This window comes from Planococcus sp. MB-3u-03 (assembly GCF_002833405.1).
In the GTDB taxonomy this organism is placed as follows: domain Bacteria; phylum Bacillota; class Bacilli; order Bacillales_A; family Planococcaceae; genus Planococcus.
This window is the reverse complement of sequence record NZ_CP025135.1, coordinates 218,628-237,429: the sequence shown is the minus strand read 5'-3', so window position 1 is coordinate 237,429 and position 18,802 is coordinate 218,628. Positions and strand designations below refer to the sequence as shown.

The following is an 18,802-nucleotide window of genomic DNA, read 5'->3' as shown; positions in this document are numbered from 1 at the left end:
AATTATAGCAAGGATGACGCTTTTGTAAGTTAAAAACAGGTTAAAAATTGTTAGAGTTTTGTAAATTTCTGATTTTTGCCACAATTGGTACATGATCTGATGCCTCGGTGTCGATGGTCCATGCTTCTATCGCCTGAAAATGGGCATCGTGAAAAATATAATCGATTTTTTGGCCGTGATCACCTTGTTTTTTATACGTATCCGGATAAGGCCCCGAACCGAACGCGTTGTAAAAATGCTTGGAGAATCGCTTGATGTGCTTAGTAGAAGGCGCAGCATTAAAATCCCCCACCAGCACTTGGGGAAGCGGGTTATCGGTTACGATGGTCAGGATTTCTGTCAAGCTGCGGTCTACTTCCTCGTCAATCAGCGATAGATGCGTATTATAGAAAGAAAACCGGCGGCCTGCCACCTCGATGACCGCTTCGAGCATTCCGCGCGGTTCGAATTCTTCCGGATGGACTTCAACTGCGCTCAAATCATGGTTTTGGGAGGACACGATTGGATAACGGCTCAATATGGCGTTGCCGTATTCACGCTTCGGGCGCCCGCCACCGGCTCCCCTATCGACCAAATTCGGCTCGTACGCCATGTGCATGCCGAGCCGATTGGACAGCCATTTGGCCTGGTCCCAAAAACGGCTGCGGGAAGAAAAGTTCCGGTCCACTTCCTGCAATCCAGCGACATCCACTTTTCCTTGTTCAATTGCCTGGGCCGTTAGTTCAAGGTCGAGCTTCCCGTCGATTCGTTTGCCTGATGCAATATTAAAGCTCATCACTGTCAGCATCTTCCACACCCCCGCCTTCTCTTAATATTGTGTACTTCCATTCCCCTGCCTTGCCGATTGAAACCAAAAAGACCCGCTAGCAGGCGGGCCCATTTTTATTCGCTTCGCTGATCTGTATAAGCGATGATCGCATCCCGCAGATATTGCGCTGCCCCTTCGCCGGCTTTTTCATAATAGGCCGCAAAACGTTCATCTGCGATATACATCTCCGCCAGTCCTGCGTGTGCTTTCGGCTCGTAGCTTCGCCATGTAAATCCGAGCCACTGCCGGTGCAAATCGGCTACTTCCTGCCCCGAGGTTCCTTCCGGTTCGCCTTCTTGCAGCGCATGCTCCAGCTTCTCCAGGATCTCCTGCTCAAGGCGCTTGAACGCTTCGTATCGTTCTTGGTCCATGCCGAGCATTTTGGCGTTTGAACGATCGACTTCCGTGTCGCCGTATTTGTCGCGGATTTCTTTCCCGAAAGCCGCTTCATTGTCATCGACCAGCTGCTTCTTGAATCCTTCGAACTTTTCGTGATCTGCCATTCGACTCTCCCCTTGTTTTGTGGAAATCGTTTTCTCCACATTGGTAATCAAAAGGTCCAGGCGGCTGCGTTCACGGAGCAGCTGTTCCCGCTGTCCGATCAATGCTTCGGTTTCATCAAAATCCGGCTCATCCAAAAGCTTCGCGATGTCGTGAAGCCCAAAACCGAGCTCCCGGTAAAACAAGATGAGCTGAAGACGGTCAATTTCTGCGCTCCCGTACAACCGGTAGCCGGATTCATTTTTCTGTGGTGTCAATAAGCCGATCGAATCGTAATAACGCAAAGTGCGCGCACTCACACCGGCAAGCGTTGCCAATTTCTGCACTGTGTACATGCCGCCACCTCCTGATGACTTCATCTTAAACCTTGACGCAGCGTCAAGGTCAAGAAAAAACATTACGTCAATTGTTGCTCGGCGAATTCACGGTATAGCGGGTGTTTTCCGGTCAACTCTCGGTGGTTCCCAATGCCGGTGACCCGTCCGCCTTCGATAAAGACGATCTTATCGGCATCGACGATCGTCGACAAACGATGGGCGATGACCAATGTCGTGCGCCCTTCCATCAAACGGCCCAGCGCCTGCCCGACGATGCCTTCCGATTGGCTGTCGAGGCTCGCTGTCGCCTCGTCCATCATCAATAATTTTGGGTCGCGCAAAAATGCGCGGGCAATGGCAATGCGCTGCCTCTGCCCACCGGACAATTTGACGCCGCGTTCCCCGACTTGCGTATCCAATCCGTCCGGAAACGAAGCGATGAATTCCTCGGCATACGCCATGCGGGATACGCGCCACAACTCTTCATCCTCATAGTTGTCGGCATCCGGCAAGCCGTAAGTCAGATTCGCCCGGATCGTCCCGCCCATCATGGCACTTTCCTGTGATACATAGCCGATCTGGTCGCGCCAAGAAGCAATCGCCACATCCCCAATCGGCACATCACCGATTGTAATGGTCCCAGCGGTCGGTTCGTAAAAGCGCTCGATCAACCCGAAAATGGTGGTCTTGCCTCCGCCGCTCGGCCCGGCAAACGCAATCTTCTGGCCGGGCCGCGCTTCAAACGACACGCCCTGCAACACCGGCTCTCCGTTTTCGTAGGCAAAGCTGACGTCTTCAAGGCGCAGCGTTTTGCCGGTGATGTCCAGTTCGATGCCGCGCTGTTGTTCTTCAAGCGGCAATTCCAAAATATCGATGATGCGTTCTGTCGCCCCTTTCGCTTTTTGCAATTCCGTAAAGAACCGCGCAAACGTAGCGAGCGGCACGACGATCTGGAACAAATACAGAAGAAAGGCGACTAAAGATCCGGTCGACATTGACCCTTCCGATACACGGATGCCGCCGTAGCCGATGATCATCACGATGACCACCATGACGACCAAATACATGAGCGGGCCGATCAAAGCATAGACTTTCGCTTCTCTCATGCCGAGCCCGTATAATTTCTGGATGCCCGAAAGCCCGCGCTGCTCTTCCACTCGTTCCGCTGTCGATGATTTCATCAAGCGGATTTCCCCGAGCGTCTGCTGGACGTCACCCGTGAATACAGCAGTTTCGTCCTGCAAACTGCGGGAAATCTTCGCCATCTTGCGCCCTAAAGGGATCATGATGGCAATCGTCAGCGGCACTGCGAGCATCATGATCAAGGTCATTTTCCAGTCAAGCACAAGAAGAATCGCGACCGCCCCGATGATCGTAATGATGCCGGTAACGAAATTCGGGAAATGATCGGTGATGAGATTCCTGACGATGCCGGTATCGTTGACGACACGGCTTACCGTCTGCCCGCTTGCGTGCTGGTCGAAATAGCCGACACGCAAACGCAGCAAATGAAGCCACATGCGCTCGCGCAGCCCAGCCACGATCCGCTGCCCGACCATGCTCAATAAATAAATCGATACGCCGTTGATGACAGCCTGCACGATAAAGGCAGCGGCAAGCGCGGCAATCAATCCTCCGCTCAATGCCTCTACTGAAAACCCGTCCACCAATTCTCTTGTCAGCAACGGGACGAGCAAGCCAACGATCGTCGTGACCAAACTGGTCGCCAGCCCGAAAACCAATGCCCATTTCGGAATTTTAATCGACGTTAATAGTGCGAAAAACGGCTTGATTCCCTGTTTTTTCTGAATTGATTCCATAACTCCATCTCCTATCTATCCGGTCAAACCATTTACGCAGCAGCAATTTTCCGGTCTTTCGGCAAAGCCAGCCCGACCAGCCCGAGAATCGGCAGCACGGAAATAATGATCATCGTTTCATAAACGCCGATCGAATCCATCAACACCCCAATCGCGACGGCTCCAATGGCCCCCATCCCAAACGCCAAACCGACCGTCAACCCGGACATCGTGCCGATTCTGCTCGGTACGAGCTCCTGGGCGTAGACGACCATGACGGAAAAGCTCAACATGAGGAAAAAGCCCAATATGGAAAGAATGACAGCGACAATCGGCAATGCTACATACGGCAGCACAAGCGCCAACGGAATCGGTACGATCAACGACAGCACAATGACGCGCTTGCGGCCGATGCGGTCTGCCAGCGGGCCACCGAAAAAGGTCCCGAACGCCCCTATCCCAAGAAATAGGAAGATGAACATTTGTCCTTGCTGGATTGTCACACCGTAATTATCCATTAAATGGAATATATAAAAACTCGTAATAGTCGTTATGTAAAAAGTGCGCGCGAAAATAATCAACAACAGCAAAGTCAAGGCAGTGCCCACTTGCTTTTTCGTCAAAGGCGGCAAGGAAGATAGCACGGCTTTCTTCACTTTCTCCAATTTATCGCGTTCTAATTGCGCCTTGTACCAGGCAGAAATTTTGGATAATACAAAAATGCCAAGTGCTGCGACAAAAAGAAACAAGGCCGCTCCCCGTTGCCCAAGCGGCACCAGGATAAAGGCACTGATCAAAGGCGCCAGTGCTTGACCGGAGTTGCCGCCGACTTGGTAAATCGATTGCGACAAGCCGCGCCTTGAACCCGCTGCCATATACGACACGCGTGAGCCTTCTGGATGAAATACCGCAGAACCGAAACCGAGGAAAATGACCGACAGCAAGATGAGCCAATACTCCGGCGCAAAGGCCAAGCCTGCAATCCCGATAAACGAAAACACCATGCCGAGCGGCAATGCATAAGGCATCGGTTTTTTATCACTCGCAAAGCCGATAACCGGCTGCAACACAGACGCCACCATATTGAGCGCAAAAGCGATCAGCCCGAGCTGCGTAAAGCTGAGCCCCAAATCCTTCTCTAAAATCGGGAACATCGCCGGAATTACTGCCTGTAAGGAATCGTTCAATAAATGAACACCGCCGATCGCGAACATCACCGGATAAACCGGATTCCCCGCGAGCGATGATGAGGAAATTTCTTTTGCCATAGTGCCGCCTCCAAATTAAGTAATCGCGTTCTTTTCCATTATAAACCAATTCATTCAAGAGACGAAATGCACAAAAAGCGCAGTTGCACATTCGCCATTGAATGCCCATCTGCGCTCTTTGTTTCTGCTTATGAGCCCGCCTTACAGTAAACGGAGGAATAGCACTTTCAAGTAATCGCCTTCCGGAAATCTCCGGTCGACATGGAAATCCGCCGGCAGACTATAAGTCTCCACTACTTTGTATTTCTGGTTTTTATCTTTGAATGCTTTATCGATCATTTGGGTGAACCTCTTCATATTGAATGAAGCGCTGTTGGTCGAGGCAACGATCAAGCCGCCCGGCGCCGTAATATCGATCGTTTCTTTCATCAAGTTGGTGTAATCTTTCGCCGCACTGAAGACATGCTTTTTCGAGCGCGCAAAGCTTGGGGGATCGAGGACGACCATATCAAAGCTTAAGTTTTTACGCTTCGCGTATTTGAAATAATTGAAGACATCCATGACCAGAATATCCTGCTCGTCGAAATCAATGCCATTGATGCTGAACTGTTCAATCGTTTTCGCCGAGCTGCGCTTCGCGAGATCCACACTCGTCGTCTTATCCGCACCGCCAAGCGCCGCCGCCACAGAAAAGGCCCCTGTGTAGGAGAAGGTATTGAGCACGGTTTTGCCGTCCGCATATTTCGTGCGGATCGCCTGGCGCACATCGCGCTGGTCGAGGAAAATACCGGTCATCGCGCCGTCGTTCAAATACACTGCGAAATTCATGCCGTTTTCTTGGACGATCAACGGGAATTCCCCGCGCTCGCCCGCTACGAAATCATCATCTTCGATATACTGGCCTTTCGTATCGAACCGTTTTTTCTCATAAATTCCGATGCACTCCACTACATTTTCCAAAGCTGCCACGACGTCTTCACGGAACGAGTAGACGCCTGCGCTATACCAGGACAGCAGGTAGAATCCGGCGTAATAATCAATCGTCAATCCGCCGAAACCATCGCCTTCGCCGTTGAAGACACGGAAAGCGGTCGTCTCCGGATTGTTGAAGAATTTCTCGCGGCGGCTGAAGGCCAATTCCAATTTGCGTTCGATAAAGGCTTGGCTGACCGCCTCGTCTTGGTTTCTCGTCAAGACCCAGCCGGCACCTTTGTTCTGTTCGCCGTAATAACCTGTGCCCAAATATTCCCCATCTTTGTCGACGAGTCGCAGCAAAGTTCCTTCCGGCGCCTCGATTTCACTCATCAATCCATCTTTTGTAATGAGTGGCGACCCTTTCGCCAATTCATTTCTCAAAATATCTTTCACTGTTGCCGTCAATTCGTTTCTCACAATTCCTCATCCTATCTATGCCGTTGCGTTTTGCATTATAATCAGTGTAAAGGAAATCCGTCGCCCTGCCCACTTTCAAACGCCCTTTTCAGTGAATTGGATAAGGAAAGGAGGAGCCGTCGTGAAAAAGAAATTCTACATCTACAACATCCTGCTGACCAACGGGGATATGCTTGAAGGCATTCGCATTGAAGGCGCGCTTGAAGACCATTTTATCGGCATTGCCGTCAGCTTGCTTCCGGTTGAAGATGCAGCGGGCAAGACAATCGTCTTGAACCTCTTCCACATCGTGCGTGCAGAGCTTGAGCGTATTGAAGAAGCTTAGTGAAGATAGCGAGGGTTAGCTTGTGGAAATGTGTTTGATGTTCTATCGGAGCTTCAGGTTAGTAGGGGAATCGCTTCCCGGGACATGATTGGAAAAGATAGTGGGAGTTTAGACGTTGAATTGTTTTTGCTTCTGTTTGAGTTTCGTCTGAGTAGTCGCCGCCGTGCTTTGGGTTGGCCTTTGGCAGCAAGCCAAGAAGAATACTTGTCTTACTGCGTCGGCTCACCCCCTTACGCTAGGCGGCTAGAAGATTTCATTGATCCGGGTATGTTTAATCAGGTCTGCTTCTTTATTCAGTTACCGGCTAGCGGGGGAATCGCTTCCTGAGATGCAGCGTCTGGCATATTGATGCTTTGGACAAGCTAGCTTCTCTATACCAAAGATGACTTGAGCTAGAAAACCTGATTTGTTTCTACATTTAATATTTAATGAGCTGAAAAAACAGTCTTTCACTCTAAAACTAGAGACGGAGTGGAAGGGGCGACGCCTGGGGACCGAGCGGGCTGGCGGAGACAAAGGTGGCGCGCTTTTTGCCACCTTGGCTCAACACCCGCCCCGGCAAGCGTCCCCTGAAACGCAGTCGAAAAGCGCAAGCTTTTCCAATCACTTCTTTTCACTTCTTTTCATTCCAAGTATTCTAATTTCTGGCTTCAATAGTTCACTCAAAGAAAAGCGCTCCGCAGAAATGCGGAACGCTTTGTATCCATTATTCATTCTTGCATCCATTCCCATGCATCGTTCATTTCGTCAAGGTTGAAATGGCGTGTTTCCAGGCCGTCCGCGAAGCCTTGCCAGCCGCTCGCTGCCGAGGTCCAGTCCTTTTCGCTGATAACCGCGAACTTGCGCGCTTGGCTCCAGCTATGCCGGTCGATTTCCGCACTGTCTGCCGCATCGAACAAGGTTGAATCTTCCACTTTGTAGATAATCGCATACATATTGAAATGCCCTTTTTCGCTCACTTTGTCGCGGATGACGTGATCCAGTTTCTCGATATCGGCTTTGCTGGCACGCCCTTCCACTTCAATCGCAATCGTTTCGATGTCTTTACTCGGTACAATTGACAACATATCTCGTCACCTCTCCTTTATCCAATCCCAGGCTGCTTCCATCTGGTCCATTGGGAAATGTTTGGCTTGCACGCCAGGCAGTTTGTCGAGTGCGCCCGATACTTTGTCGAGCCAGTCTTTTTCACTGACGACCGCGAGTTTATTGTATTGGCTCCAGCGTTTGGCATCGATGGCCAACTCTTCGAACATGGCGCCCGCTGTAGGCGTGTCGATATCGCCGATCACGGCGTACACATTAAATTTCTGATCGTTGCGGAATTTTTCGAACACCACATTGTCAAATTTCTTCAAATCGTCTTTGGTCACTTTGCCCTCGACTTCGATAGCAAAGGTTTGTTCGTCTTTACTGGTAAAGAATGATAGCATGGCGGCTCCTCCTTAAAGTTTCCTGATAATGCTGTTATTCCCTTTACAGAGGGCATCAAACTGACATTCGCAAATCAGCGTTTTAGATATATTGCATTCTGCATTTTATTGCTTTGCAGATTAGTGTATAATGGAGTCAGATAATTTCGAAAGGAGATTTACTATGCCGATTCCTGTAGACCATACAAGGCCGGTACGCGTTTCCGCTAAAGAAAGTGCCCACTTACAATTGCAGCAATGGATCATCGACGGCACCTTACAGCCTGGTGAGAAACTGGTTGACACCGAACTCGCTGAAGCGCTCAATTTGAGCCGGACGCCGATTCGTGAAGCCCTGCAGCTTCTTGAAGTACAAGGATTCATTGAAATGTTTCCCGGCAAAGCGACACGCGTTACGGATATCCATATCGAAGACATCAAACACCTCCTGCCTCCTCTTGCTGTGCTGCAAGCACTTGCCGGTGAGCTGGCCATTCCGAATTTGACCCCTGAGATTTTTGGGCTGTTGGAAGAAACCAACCGGAAATTTGCGCGCGCCATCCGCAACAGCGATTCCTTCTCTGCTTTGAAAATCGATGAAGAATTCCATCAGATCATCGTGGATGCAGCCGGAAATCCATATATAGATTCCATTCTCGGCCAGCTTCAATCACATGTCCGCAGACAATTTTTCCACCATTCCCTAGTCTTGACGATGCGCTCCCATGACGAGCACATCGAAATCATCGACACATTGAAAGCCGGAGATGCCGAAAAGATTTCACATTTGATGAAATCCAATTGGGTCCGCACCATCGAAGACTTGACCGCTTCGAAAGGTATTTAAAAAAGCTGTTTCCAACGTGTCTGACACGTTGGAGACAGCTTTTTTTAGCGATTTGTAAGTGCTGGAGATTCCGCTTCACCGCGGTTTTTCAAACGGGTGGCTACACCTGAAATGATGATTGCAGCCAAAGCCGGCACTAGCCAACCGAGCCCGTCTCCGTAGAGCGGCAGGACCTCAGCATAAAAGTCGATGATGCTTTGGAGCCAAGCCGGATTTTCAATGCCGAGCGAGCCTGTCAAAGTTTTCAATCCGTCAACGATCGCGATGAAGAACGTCACGCCGATAGCCGATACGTAGACGATGCGGCTGTGGTTGAAAAGCGGCGACATGAACGCCAGCATGATCAGGACGATTGCGAGTGGATACAAGAACATCAATACCGGAATGGAATACGTGATGATATTCGAAAGTCCAGCGTTTGTTACCACTAACGAAAAGATGGTGAAGATAAAGACATAGGTGCGGTAGCTGATGCCAGGCGTCAGCTTATGGAAAAATTCTGAAGTGGCGACAGTCAAGCCGACTGCTGTTGTAAGGCATGCCAAGATGATGATCACGGCCAATAGCATGGCGCCGAATGTGCCGAAATAATGTTCAGAAGCCCCGCTCAGAACCGGCCCCCCAGTTTCCAAAAGGCCCAGCTGAGAAGTGCTGGTCGCGCCAAGGAAAGCGATTCCCGTGTAAACGACAGCCAATAATCCGGCTGCCACGGCACCGCTGAGAAGCGTCGCCTTCAGCAAGCCTTTAGATGAAGTGACGCCCATTTTCTGGACCGCTGAAATGACGATGATCCCGAACACGAGCGAAGCGAGCGCGTCCATCGTGTTGTATCCTTCCGTAAAGCCGGTCAAAAATGCGCCGCTTGCGTACCCGTCTTGTGCAGGACCAGCCTCGCCCATCGGAGAGATGAACGCCGCGACCAGCAAGACGCCAAGGACAATCAAGATGGCCGGAGCCAGGAATTTACCGATGCTGTCGACCATTTGCGTTGGGTTCAACGACAACAATAAAGAAACCACATAAAAAATGAGCGAGAAGACAATCAAACCGATCGTAATCGATCCGTCTCCGATAAATGGCACGATGCCCACTTCATAAGAAACGGCTGCTGTCCGCGGCAATGCAAAAAACGGCCCGATCGTCAAATAAAGCGCGGCGGTGAACAATAAGCCGTACACCGGATGCACACGGCTCGAGAGATCCTGCAAGTCCCGGCTTTTCGAAAAGCCGATCGCCAAGATGCCGAGAAGCGGCAAGCCGACCCCTGTCGTCAAGAAACCAGCCATCGCCACCCAAACATTTTCACCTGCGTACTGGCCGAGCTGTGCCGGAAAGATCAAATTCCCTGCCCCGAAAAACAATGCGAAAAGCATTGTCCCCATGATAAGATAAGCCTTCATCGATAATTTGCTGTCCATACTTACTAGCTCCCTTACTTTTTTGAATATTCATTCTTCTTTATCCCAAAATACTATCAACGAATAATTGTATGCGATATATTGCATAAGGTAATACTACAACATCCTCTACAAAATGCAAGTCTTAAATTCTTGTTTTCGGAAAATTTCATTATTCGCTCGAAATGCAGTTATATAGAGCTTTCGCGCTATAACATTTTCTTCCTTTCCTTACAGTTATTCCGCCTCAGTTCCCGAAACTATTGGCTCGCATTTCCAGTCCATTGCTGTAAAATATCTACATATATGAAGACGTCCATCGTTTTCCAAAACTGACCGGAAGGCGGAGGTGCCCAATGAAGATCGTACGCATCATTTTGCAATTGCTTGTCCTGTACGGATTTTTGCTGATCGGCGAAGCCATTCAAGCTTTGCTCCAGTTGCCGATGCCCGGAAGCATCATCGGCTTTTTGCTATTGTTCAGCGCTTTATTGCTGAAAATCTATCCACTGGAATGGATAGACGCTGGCGCTACTTTTTTATTAAGTTTTCTTTCCTTATATTTTATTCCGGCAACGGTCGGCGTCGTTGACTACGGCCCCTTGTTTTCCGGAAAAGGCGTGTTGCTGCTGCCGATCGTGATCATCAGTACGCTCATCACGATGGCGGCTGCCGGCTTTGCAAGCCAGTACATTGCGAATCGAAGCGCAGCGCAAAAGGAGGAATCGTAATCATGGCATTCACTCCCGCAGCCATTGTGTTCTCCGTCCTGACCGTAGCGACTTACGTTATCGCTAATTTCGTGTACCTGCGCTTTCGTAAAACGCCCTTGAATCCGGTCATCACAGCGACGGTAGCGCTCGTGGCCATTTTGATCCTGTTCGATGTCCCTTATGAAACCTATATGGAAGGCGGCGACTGGGTGGCGGCTTTTCTCGGCCCGGCTGTCGTCGCGCTTGCCGTCCCGCTCTATAAGCATCGTGAATTGCTCCAGAAAAACCTGGTCCCGATCGCTGCCGGAATTGTCGCCGGCGTCATTGCAGGTCTTGTCAGCGGCACCTTGTTTACACGCTGGCTTGGTTTTACGGAAGAATTGATCTTGACGGTCTTGCCGAAATCATTGACCACCCCTGTCGCCATGCAAGTCGCCTCAACCATCGGCGGCATTCCATCGCTGGCTGCCGTATTCGTCATGGTCGCCGGCTTCACGGGCATCCTGCTCGGGCCGTATTTGCTGCACTTATTGAACATCGACTCCCCGATCGGGCGCGGCATCGGCCTCGGCGCTTCTGCCCACGGGCTTGGCACAGCCAAAGCGTTCGAATACGGCCCGGAAGATGCTTCGATGAGTTCTGTCGCGATGACCTTGGCCGCCGTTCTTGGCGCCTTGCTCAGCCCGCTCGCTGCCTGGCTGCTGCTTTAACCTATTTTAAAACGAGAAATCATCTCTCCTTACCATCATCGCAATTCAATAGCTCCACAAAAAATCCCCGGTGCACGGATGCACCGGGATTCTCTAGTTGATCGTCACTTGCCAGGATACGCCGAAGCGGTCATTGCACCAGCCAAATTTCCGGCTGAAGCCGTAATCGCCAGGTTCCATCAGTACTTTTCCATCTTCGCTTAAAGCACTAAAGACTTTATCGAATTGCGCTTCATCATCCACTTGGACAAATAGCGACACAGCAGGCGTAAAAGTGAACTCATGCGGAATCGGGCTATCGATGCACATGTATTCGGTGCCTGCCAACGTAAAGCTCGCTCGCTCTACTTTACCATCCTCCCGATGCTTCACTGAATCGATATGGGAATTTTTGAAAATGGAAGTATACAGTTTCATCGCCTCTTCTGCTTGCCCTTGAAACAATAAAAATGTCGTAATCGTTTGAGTCATGTGATCAACCTCCTTAAGTTTTCAAATCACGCCGTCGGAAACCATAGGCCCCCACAACAGACAGGAGAACAGCGATTGCAATCATCAGCGCGAGCACGCCGTAATTGACCTCATCCAGTGGAATTGCTGGAATATGTCCGTAAGGCGTCAGCTTTTCCACCCAATCCGGAAGCTGCAACAGCTCGCCCAAATAGACAACGAAAAACGATAGACCTAAGTAGAGCCAGATAACGCTCGCAAAACTTGGCAAAAAGCCGATGAACACGAGCGCTAAACCGATCATGATCAACACTGCCGGCAAATACACGAACGAAGCGCCGATGTACGTGCCAAGCGGAAGATCTTCATCGAGCACGGCATTGCCTGCGAGGCCGAGCCCGCTACCGGTCAAGAACAGCATCGTAATCGCCGTCAACGCGGCAAGCAGCCAATAGCTGAACGCCACGCGCCAGCGGGAAACCGAGCGGCCGATGACGTGTTCCATACGTCCATTCTTTTCTTCCGTCTTCACTTTCAGCATCACCATGATGGCCGGAATCGAGGCGAGAATCGCCATGACCGAAGACAGCACCGGGATGAACAGCTCGATCAAGCTAAAGCCTTCCTGCTCGACGATCAATTGCTGAAATAAATCGATGCCTTCAAAAAAGCGTTCGATTTCCCCGAGCACCGAACCATACGAGATGCCCAGGATGAACAAAGCGACCGCCCAGGCAATCAACCCGGTACGCTGAAGCCGCCACGCCAAGCCGAACGGCCCGCGGAGCGTCGCCGGGGCTTGCGTACGGCCAGCGCGCGTTGGCAAAAAGCCGGAGTCGTGATCGCGGATGCTGTTCAGATACAGCGCCAAGATAGACAGCGCCACCGCCAAACCGACCGATAGCATGACCGGCCACCATAAGTTTTCGACAAACGGCTTGGCGCGCAGGATCCAGCCGAGCGGCGAAGTGAGCGACAAGGCCTCACTCATGACGTCGCCAATCGCGCGGATCATGTAAAACACCAGCAAAGCGGCAATCGACAAGCCGGTCGTCGCGCGGGCATTTTGCGTAAGCTGGGCAAACACGGCCGTTAACGCCGCGAAGAACAAGCCAGTCGCACCGAGCGCTGCGCCGAACAAGAGCGAACCGTGAAGGTCGACGCTCTCGACTTGCAGCGCGGCCATCGAAACACCGGTCAATATCGCAAGCAGCACATTGACAGCTGTCAGCACCAGCAACACCGCCGTTAAACTGGACAACTGCCCGACCGGCAGCGCACGGACGAGCTCAAGCCGCCCTTCCTCTTCATCCCCGCGTGTATGGCGGCTGACCAGCAGGATATTCATCAAGGCGACAATCGCTGCGGTCATGACCAGCATTTCATGTGCCGTCATGGCGCCGGTCGTATAATCCGCCCCGCCGTAATTGGGCCCGACCATCGCGACCATGGCTGGATTTTCCATCGTTTCCGCAATGGCCTGCCGCTCGATATCATCTCCGTATAAATTGTCGAAGACGAGGACGATCCCTGCCGATACAAAGACGAACGACAAGATCCAAATCGGCAGACGGACGCGGTCGCGCCGCAGGATAAAACGCATCAAACTCCATGTATGGTCAAAAAGCTGGCTCATCACACGCCACCTCCTGCTCCTGTCTCCGTTTCCTCGTAATGGCGGATGAACAAATCTTCCAGCGTCGGCGGCCGGCTTTCCATCCGCTTGATGCCAAACGCACTTAAATGACGGACGACCGCGTCGAGTTCATCGGCGTCCACTTGGAACGACCAGCCCCCGTCAAATGCCTGCACACGGTGTACGCCCCGAAGCTCCGCCAAATCCGGTATCGGCTTGTCGGTTTCGATGAACATTAGCGATCCGGTCAAATGGCGCATTTCCTTCAGTGTCCCGGTTTCGATGATGCGCCCTTTACGGATGATCGCTACCCGGTCACACAGCTTTTCCACTTCCGACAGGATATGGCTCGACAATAGGATGCTCTTGCCTTGCGCTTTCGCTTCCTGGACATATTCTGAAAACACGCGCTCCATGAGCGGGTCGAGGCCAGAAGTCGGCTCATCGAAGATATAGAGATCCGCATCTGCGGAAAAGGCGGCGATGAGCGCCACTTTCTGGCGGTTCCCTTTTGAATAGGTCCGGCATTTCTTGCCCGGGTCGAGCCCGAAACGGCTGATCAACTCATCGCGCCGGTCCTTATCATAGCCGCCGCGTAATCTTCCGAACAAATCGATCACTTCGCCGCCGGTCAGGTTTGGCCATAAATTGACGTCACCCGGCACATACGCCACCCGTTTATGGATATCGACCGCATCTTTCCAGACATCTTTGCCGAAAATCTCGGCACTGCCTTCGGATGCTTTCAAAATTCCAAGCAGGACGCGCAAGGTCGTTGACTTTCCTGCCCCGTTCGGCCCGATAAAACCGAACACTTCCCCCTCTTTCACTTCGATGTCGACACCATCCAGCGCTTTGAAATCTCCGAAGGTTTTACTGAGCCCTTGTGTTTTGACGACCGTCATCGCGATTCCTCCTCCGTTTCGTAAAAGCTCTTCTTCAAAATAGCCAAATACGCATAGAATTCTTCCCAATGCGGCGCAAAATCGATCTCGGCAAGTTTTTGCCCTGTCAACCTGGCAAGCAGTTCCTGCTGGTAGCCATCGATTGACCAACGGATCAAATGGAACACTTTCTCGGGATCCGCGTCTTTTCGGAAACGGCTATGGTCGATGCCTTCATACATAAGCCGGTAGCCAGATTGCTTCAATTCCTCTATTTTCGCTCCCAGCTCTTTCGGCAAATGCGCTTCCCCTTCTTGCAAAAAAACCGCCGAGAACTTGAACACTTCTTCATTTTCCGCTTGGGCTTCCATTTTCAAGCGGGCCAGTTGCGTGAGCCGTTCGATTAAATCTGATTCCCCTGCGTCCACTCGATTCAAATAGCGGCTTTGGATGAATTCAAGGCTATACTTCACCAAATACTCGTAGAGCTCCTGCTTGCTGGTGAAATAATAAAACAACATTCCCTTGCCGATCCCTGCCGCTTTGACGATGCGGTTGGTCGACGCTTTCTTGTAGCCATGTTGCGCAAACTCCTCGAGCGCTGCCTGGCGGATGGTGTGTTGCTTGCTTTCTTCCAAACTTTCAAATCGTGCAATGATGATATCCACCTCCTCTTCCTTCACGCAACTAGACCACCCTGGTCGACTTAAATATACAACATTCGACCACCCTGGTCAAACTTAAAAATCAGATAATTCCGTGTTTATCTCTGGAAGTATTTCAGCTTCCCTGAAAGCGCTTCTCATGCTATGTTTTACATAAGTATGACAAGACAGGAGGAGCTTCTTTTGAATAAAATCATGACACCTAAGTTTTCTGTCGCCGCACTCACTGCAGCCGCAGCACTTACCTTGTCCGCGTGCGGCAGTGACAGCGAAGAAACTGCTGACACTGCAAGTGCTTGGGACGAGATTCAAGAACAAGGCACATTGACCGTTGCGACATCCGGCGCGCTTTACCCGACTTCGTACCGCGAGGAAGGCACCGATGAATTGACCGGCTTTGAAGTCGAAGTGGTCCGCGAAATGGCTGAACGCCTCGAACTTGACGTGGAATTCTCTGAAATGGGCTTTGACGAGATGATGACATCCGTCCAGACCGGCCAAGTTGATATCGCAGCGAACGATATCGAAATCAACGAAGACCGCAAGGAGAAATTCGTGTTCTCCACGCCGTTCAAATATTCATACGGTACCGCCATTGTCCGCGAAGGCGACCTTTCTGGCATCGAGACGCTCGAAGATCTCGAAGGCAAAAAAGCAGCTGGCGCTTCGACATCCGTCTATATGGAAACAGCCCGTTCTTATGGCGCTGAAGAAGTGACGTATGACAATGCAACGAACGAAACCTATTTGCGCGATGTGGCAATTGGCCGCACCGATGTCATCCTCAACGATTATTATTTGCAGACGCTTGCCATCGAAGCATTCCCGGAACTCGACATCGTCATCCATCCGACGATCAAATACCGCCCTTCTGAAGGCGGCATGGTCATGAACAAAGGCAACGATGAACTGGTCGAAAACGTCAACAAAGCAATTGATGAAATGCTAGAAGACGGCACCATCGCTGAACTTTCCGCTGAGTTCTTTGACGGCGCCGATGTGACACAGCCAATCGACATTGAAGAATAAGCTCTACTGACCCGATGCCCGCTTCTGCGGCCATCGGGTTTTTTTACAGAATGCTATTATTTTAATAGCATTTCTCAAATAATTTTCGGAAGCGCTTTCTCTCTATTTCCACGATCATCCTTTTTGCTGAGCCTATCTATTTAGTTATTTCTTTTACTTCAACGATTATTTACTATATTAAGATGATAAACTCCAACTATTCTCCACTTTCATTCACTAGTGAAAAGCATTATACTATTAAAGTATTTAGAATAATCTGCAGATGAGGTGAACTTTTGGAATTCACATTTTCCCCGCTCAGTGAACAGGCGCTGGTCATCGAAACCGGTACCATCATCAATAAAGAGTCGGAACAAGCAGTACGCAAACTGTCTTCTCTTCTGGAAAAGCAAACACCGGATTGGCTGGTTGAATTCATCCCGGCATTCACGACAGTGACTGTTTTTTACGACCCATGCCAGATCAGGCAAGCAGAAGTTGAACAGGAATTGCGGCTCCTAGCGGCCCATTTAGATGAGGTCGAAGCACCCACACCACGTCAAATCGAAATCCCGGTTTGCTATGGCGGTGATTTCGGCCCTGATCTCAGCTTTGTCGCGGAGCATAACGGCCTCACCGAAGAAGAAGTCATCAAAATCCACACGTCCGGCGTCTATAGCGTGCACATGATCGGCTTCGCCCCAGGATTTCCGTTCATCGGCGGCATGTCCGAAAAAATTGCCGCCCCACGCAGAAAGTCGCCGCGTTTGCGCATTCCTGAACGCACCGTCGGCATCGCCGGCATGCAAACCGGCGTCTATCCGATTGAAACACCGGGCGGCTGGCAATTGATCGGCCGGACGCCGCTGCGCCTGTTCGTTCCGGAACAGGACATTCCGAGCTTGCTGCGCGCAGGCGATGAAATCCGCTTCACGCAGATCGATGAAGCCGAATACCGCAAACAGGAGGCGAAGCGAGATGCTGAACATTCGTAAAAGCGGGCTGCAGACAGCGGTCCAGGACCTCGGCCGAACAGGTTTCCAGCGCTACGGTGTCATCGCAAGCGGTGTCATGGACCCGTTTGCCCACCGCATCGCCAATTTGCTCGCGGGCAACGCGGAAACGTCCCCGACCTTGGAGATTGCCTTATCCGGGCCGATCATCGAGTTCGACGCCGACCATTTCATCGCCATTTGCGGAGGCGACCTATCCCCTTCGCTTAACGGCGAACCACTGGCCATGTGGCGCGGCCATTTCGTCCCAAAAGGCAGCGTCTTGTCGTTCGGCGAACCGAAACGCGGCGCCCGCAGTTATTTGGCGGTAGCCGGCAGTTTTGACGTTCCGGCCGTCATGGACAGCCACTCGACCTATTTACGGGCAGGCATCGGCGGCTTCCAGGGACGCGCGCTGAAAAATGGCGACAGTTTAAAGACCTTACCCATTTCGCCTCAGCGCCTAGATGCCTTGAAAAACCAGAATGCCCAAACGCCTGATTGGCTCATTCCCCCTGCCCGCTACCACGAGGAGCCGATTGTCCGGATGATGCCAGGCCGGCAGTACGCACTCTTTAATGAAGCGAGCCGCTTGCGCATATTCGAGGAAACCTTCACCGTCTCTGCCAATTCAGACCGGATGGGCTATCGCCTGGAGGGGCCTGAACTGGCGCTCGAAAAGCAGGAAGAATTGATTTCGGAAGCGGTTGCGTTCGGCTCTGTGCAAGTGCCGGCAGACGGCAACCCGATCGTCTTGCTCGCCGACCGCCAAACGACCGGCGGCTATCCGAAAATCGGCCAAGTCGCATCGGTCGACTTGCCGCTGATCAGCCAATTAAAACCCGGCGAATCGCTGAAGTTCCGCCACATATCCGCGGACGATGCACAACAACTTTATATCGAACAAGAACAGCAGATCCGCCAATTGAAGATCGCCATCCAAATGAAACGGGAGGAATGGACATGAACCACAAAGTAGATTTGAACTGTGACATGGGGGAAAGCTTCGGTACGTATACACTTGGAAACGACCAAGTAATTCTTGATTATGTCACGTCCGCCAATATTGCCTGCGGTTTTCACGCGGGCGACCCGGCGACGATGCGTGAAACCGTCAAGCTCGCACTCGAGAAAAATGTTGGCATCGGCGCACATCCTGGGCTCCAGGACCTTGCCGGCTTCGGCCGCCGCCAGATGGCTGTATCGCCCCAGGAAGTATACGACCTCGTTGTCTACCAGATCGGCGCGCTCTACGGCTTCGTCAAAGCAGAAGGCGGGAAATTGCAACACGTCAAAGCTCACGGCGCTATGTACAATATGGCGGCAGGCGATGCTAAGTTATCCGAAGCAATCGCGGAAGCGGTCTATAAAATCGATCCGGAATTGGTTTTGTTCGGCTTGTCCGGCAGTGAAATCATCAAAGCTGGAAACCGGATCGGCCTGCGCACTGCCAATGAAGTATTCTCAGACAGGACCTATCAGCCGGATGGGACGCTCACCCCGCGCAGCCAAGACAATGCGCTCATCACCGACCCGGATGCCGCGATCCAGCAAGTCATCCGCATGGTCAAAGAAAACAAAGTCACCACGACACAAGGCACCGATGCTTCTTTGAAAGCCGACACCATCTGCATACACGGCGACGGCAAGACCGCAAAAGAGTTCGCAATGCATATTTCCAGTTCCTTGAAAGAGGCGGGAATCGATATCCAACACATCCAAAAAATCGTCTAACACC

Annotated in this window: 20 protein-coding genes; 8 read left to right on the top strand and 12 right to left on the bottom strand. The window is 51.4% G+C overall.

Annotated elements, in window-relative coordinates; all coding sequences use genetic code 11:
- Positions 1–40: 40 nt before the first annotated feature.
- The 5 genes from CW734_RS02470 to CW734_RS02450 form a co-directional block, all read right to left on the bottom strand.
- Entirely contained in the window at positions 41–787 is a 747-nt protein-coding gene (locus tag CW734_RS02470; protein WP_101189279.1) for an endonuclease/exonuclease/phosphatase family protein, read from the bottom strand.
- A gap of 95 nt (positions 788–882) precedes the next feature.
- Positions 883–1,644 carry a MerR family transcriptional regulator gene (locus CW734_RS02465; RefSeq protein ID WP_101189278.1) on the bottom strand — a complete coding sequence of 254 codons (762 nt, stop codon included), beginning with the start codon at positions 1,642–1,644 and terminating at the stop codon, positions 883–885.
- A gap of 62 nt (positions 1,645–1,706) precedes the next feature.
- The gene (locus CW734_RS02460; RefSeq protein ID WP_101189277.1) at positions 1,707–3,446 is read right to left on the bottom strand and encodes an ABC transporter ATP-binding protein; all 1,740 of its coding nucleotides are present in this window, start codon (positions 3,444–3,446) and stop codon (positions 1,707–1,709) included.
- 32 nt (positions 3,447–3,478) lie between these two features.
- The gene (locus tag CW734_RS02455) at positions 3,479–4,693 is read right to left on the bottom strand and encodes an MFS transporter (protein WP_180956235.1); all 1,215 of its coding nucleotides are present in this window, start codon (positions 4,691–4,693) and stop codon (positions 3,479–3,481) included.
- A 141-nt stretch (positions 4,694–4,834) separates the two neighbouring features.
- Positions 4,835–6,025, bottom strand: a complete 1,191-nt coding sequence (locus tag CW734_RS02450) for a class I SAM-dependent rRNA methyltransferase (protein WP_101189276.1) — start codon at positions 6,023–6,025, stop codon at positions 4,835–4,837.
- A gap of 121 nt (positions 6,026–6,146) precedes the next feature.
- Here CW734_RS02450 and CW734_RS02445 point away from each other — a divergent pair, with 121 nt between their 5' ends.
- A complete protein-coding gene (locus CW734_RS02445) occupies positions 6,147–6,350 on the top strand; it encodes a hypothetical protein (RefSeq protein WP_101189275.1) in 204 nt (67 codons plus the stop codon).
- 710 nt (positions 6,351–7,060) lie between these two features.
- On the opposite strand, the gene CW734_RS02440 is transcribed toward CW734_RS02445, so the two are convergent.
- Both CW734_RS02440 and CW734_RS02435 read right to left on the bottom strand, forming a co-directional pair.
- Entirely contained in the window at positions 7,061–7,417 is a 357-nt protein-coding gene (locus CW734_RS02440; protein WP_101189274.1) for a SpoIIAA family protein, read from the bottom strand.
- A 6-nt stretch (positions 7,418–7,423) separates the two neighbouring features.
- Positions 7,424–7,783 carry a SpoIIAA family protein gene (locus tag CW734_RS02435; protein WP_058382043.1) on the bottom strand — a complete coding sequence of 120 codons (360 nt, stop codon included), beginning with the start codon at positions 7,781–7,783 and terminating at the stop codon, positions 7,424–7,426.
- Positions 7,784–7,946: 163 nt separating this feature from the next.
- Here CW734_RS02435 and CW734_RS02430 point away from each other — a divergent pair, with 163 nt between their 5' ends.
- On the top strand, positions 7,947–8,609 hold the full coding sequence (locus CW734_RS02430; RefSeq protein WP_101189273.1) for a GntR family transcriptional regulator: 663 nt from the start codon (positions 7,947–7,949) through the stop codon (positions 8,607–8,609).
- Between the two features lie 44 nt (positions 8,610–8,653).
- On the opposite strand, the gene brnQ is transcribed toward CW734_RS02430, so the two are convergent.
- The gene (brnQ, locus tag CW734_RS02425; RefSeq protein WP_101189272.1) at positions 8,654–10,027 is read right to left on the bottom strand and encodes a branched-chain amino acid transport system II carrier protein; all 1,374 of its coding nucleotides are present in this window, start codon (positions 10,025–10,027) and stop codon (positions 8,654–8,656) included.
- Positions 10,028–10,362: 335 nt separating this feature from the next.
- Between brnQ and CW734_RS02420 the strand changes: the two genes are divergently transcribed.
- Positions 10,363–10,737 carry a CidA/LrgA family protein gene (locus CW734_RS02420; protein ID WP_101189271.1) on the top strand — a complete coding sequence of 125 codons (375 nt, stop codon included), beginning with the start codon at positions 10,363–10,365 and terminating at the stop codon, positions 10,735–10,737.
- A 2-nt stretch (positions 10,738–10,739) separates the two neighbouring features.
- The gene (locus CW734_RS02415; RefSeq protein WP_101189270.1) at positions 10,740–11,429 is read left to right on the top strand and encodes an LrgB family protein; all 690 of its coding nucleotides are present in this window, start codon (positions 10,740–10,742) and stop codon (positions 11,427–11,429) included.
- A gap of 93 nt (positions 11,430–11,522) precedes the next feature.
- Here the strand turns inward: CW734_RS02415 and CW734_RS02410 are convergent, their stop codons facing one another.
- From CW734_RS02410 to CW734_RS02395, 4 genes are read right to left on the bottom strand one after another with little or no spacing between them, the layout of a single operon-like run.
- A complete protein-coding gene (locus CW734_RS02410) occupies positions 11,523–11,900 on the bottom strand; it encodes a VOC family protein (RefSeq protein ID WP_101189269.1) in 378 nt (125 codons plus the stop codon).
- Between the two features lie 13 nt (positions 11,901–11,913).
- Positions 11,914–13,515, bottom strand: a complete 1,602-nt coding sequence (locus tag CW734_RS02405; protein ID WP_232787238.1) for an ABC transporter permease — start codon at positions 13,513–13,515, stop codon at positions 11,914–11,916.
- Positions 13,515–14,420 (bottom strand): ABC transporter ATP-binding protein, encoded by a 906-nt coding sequence (locus tag CW734_RS02400; protein WP_101189267.1) that lies wholly within the window; start codon positions 14,418–14,420, stop codon positions 13,515–13,517. Before CW734_RS02400 ends, CW734_RS02405 begins: the two co-directional genes overlap by 1 nt.
- Positions 14,417–15,082 (bottom strand): TetR/AcrR family transcriptional regulator, encoded by a 666-nt coding sequence (locus CW734_RS02395; protein WP_232787137.1) that lies wholly within the window; start codon positions 15,080–15,082, stop codon positions 14,417–14,419. The genes CW734_RS02400 and CW734_RS02395 overlap by 4 nt, the downstream gene beginning before the upstream one ends.
- 177 nt (positions 15,083–15,259) lie before the next feature.
- Between CW734_RS02395 and CW734_RS02390 the strand changes: the two genes are divergently transcribed.
- The 4 genes from CW734_RS02390 (at position 15,260) to CW734_RS02375 (ending at position 18,798) form a co-directional block, all read left to right on the top strand.
- Positions 15,260–16,093: a transporter substrate-binding domain-containing protein gene (locus CW734_RS02390; protein WP_101192107.1), complete on the top strand. Its 834-nt coding sequence runs from the start codon at positions 15,260–15,262 to the stop codon at positions 16,091–16,093.
- A gap of 275 nt (positions 16,094–16,368) precedes the next feature.
- On the top strand, positions 16,369–17,067 hold the full coding sequence (pxpB, locus tag CW734_RS02385) for a 5-oxoprolinase subunit PxpB (protein WP_101189266.1): 699 nt from the start codon (positions 16,369–16,371) through the stop codon (positions 17,065–17,067).
- Positions 17,051–18,031, top strand: a complete 981-nt coding sequence (locus CW734_RS02380; protein ID WP_101189265.1) for a 5-oxoprolinase subunit C family protein — start codon at positions 17,051–17,053, stop codon at positions 18,029–18,031. The genes pxpB and CW734_RS02380 overlap by 17 nt, the downstream gene beginning before the upstream one ends.
- Positions 18,028–18,798 carry a LamB/YcsF family protein gene (locus CW734_RS02375; protein WP_101189264.1) on the top strand — a complete coding sequence of 257 codons (771 nt, stop codon included), beginning with the start codon at positions 18,028–18,030 and terminating at the stop codon, positions 18,796–18,798. Before CW734_RS02380 ends, CW734_RS02375 begins: the two co-directional genes overlap by 4 nt.
- Positions 18,799–18,802: the final 4 nt, after the last annotated feature.

Excerpts from the sequence above, each read along its gene's own strand:
- CW734_RS02420 (WP_101189271.1), top strand. The coding sequence starts at position 10,363 with ATGAAGATCGTACGCATCATTTTGCAATTGCTTGTCCTGTACGGATTT.
- CW734_RS02465 (WP_101189278.1), bottom strand. The coding sequence starts at position 1,644 with ATGTACACAGTGCAGAAATTGGCAACGCTTGCCGGTGTGAGTGCGCGC.
- brnQ (WP_101189272.1), bottom strand. The coding sequence starts at position 10,027 with ATGGACAGCAAATTATCGATGAAGGCTTATCTTATCATGGGGACAATG.
- CW734_RS02405 (WP_232787238.1), bottom strand. The coding sequence starts at position 13,515 with ATGAGCCAGCTTTTTGACCATACATGGAGTTTGATGCGTTTTATCCTG.
- CW734_RS02440 (WP_101189274.1), bottom strand. The coding sequence starts at position 7,417 with ATGTTGTCAATTGTACCGAGTAAAGACATCGAAACGATTGCGATTGAA.
- CW734_RS02435 (WP_058382043.1), bottom strand. The coding sequence starts at position 7,783 with ATGCTATCATTCTTTACCAGTAAAGACGAACAAACCTTTGCTATCGAA.
- CW734_RS02430 (WP_101189273.1), top strand. The coding sequence starts at position 7,947 with ATGCCGATTCCTGTAGACCATACAAGGCCGGTACGCGTTTCCGCTAAA.
- CW734_RS02400 (WP_101189267.1), bottom strand. The coding sequence starts at position 14,420 with ATGACGGTCGTCAAAACACAAGGGCTCAGTAAAACCTTCGGAGATTTC.
- CW734_RS02410 (WP_101189269.1), bottom strand. The coding sequence starts at position 11,900 with ATGACTCAAACGATTACGACATTTTTATTGTTTCAAGGGCAAGCAGAA.
- CW734_RS02460 (WP_101189277.1), bottom strand. The coding sequence starts at position 3,446 with ATGGAATCAATTCAGAAAAAACAGGGAATCAAGCCGTTTTTCGCACTA.
- CW734_RS02455 (WP_180956235.1), bottom strand. The coding sequence starts at position 4,693 with ATGGCAAAAGAAATTTCCTCATCATCGCTCGCGGGGAATCCGGTTTAT.
- CW734_RS02375 (WP_101189264.1), top strand. The coding sequence starts at position 18,028 with ATGAACCACAAAGTAGATTTGAACTGTGACATGGGGGAAAGCTTCGGT.
- CW734_RS02415 (WP_101189270.1), top strand. The coding sequence starts at position 10,740 with ATGGCATTCACTCCCGCAGCCATTGTGTTCTCCGTCCTGACCGTAGCG.
- CW734_RS02390 (WP_101192107.1), top strand. The coding sequence starts at position 15,260 with ATGACACCTAAGTTTTCTGTCGCCGCACTCACTGCAGCCGCAGCACTT.
- CW734_RS02380 (WP_101189265.1), top strand. The coding sequence starts at position 17,051 with ATGCTGAACATTCGTAAAAGCGGGCTGCAGACAGCGGTCCAGGACCTC.
- CW734_RS02470 (WP_101189279.1), bottom strand. The coding sequence starts at position 787 with ATGCTGACAGTGATGAGCTTTAATATTGCATCAGGCAAACGAATCGAC.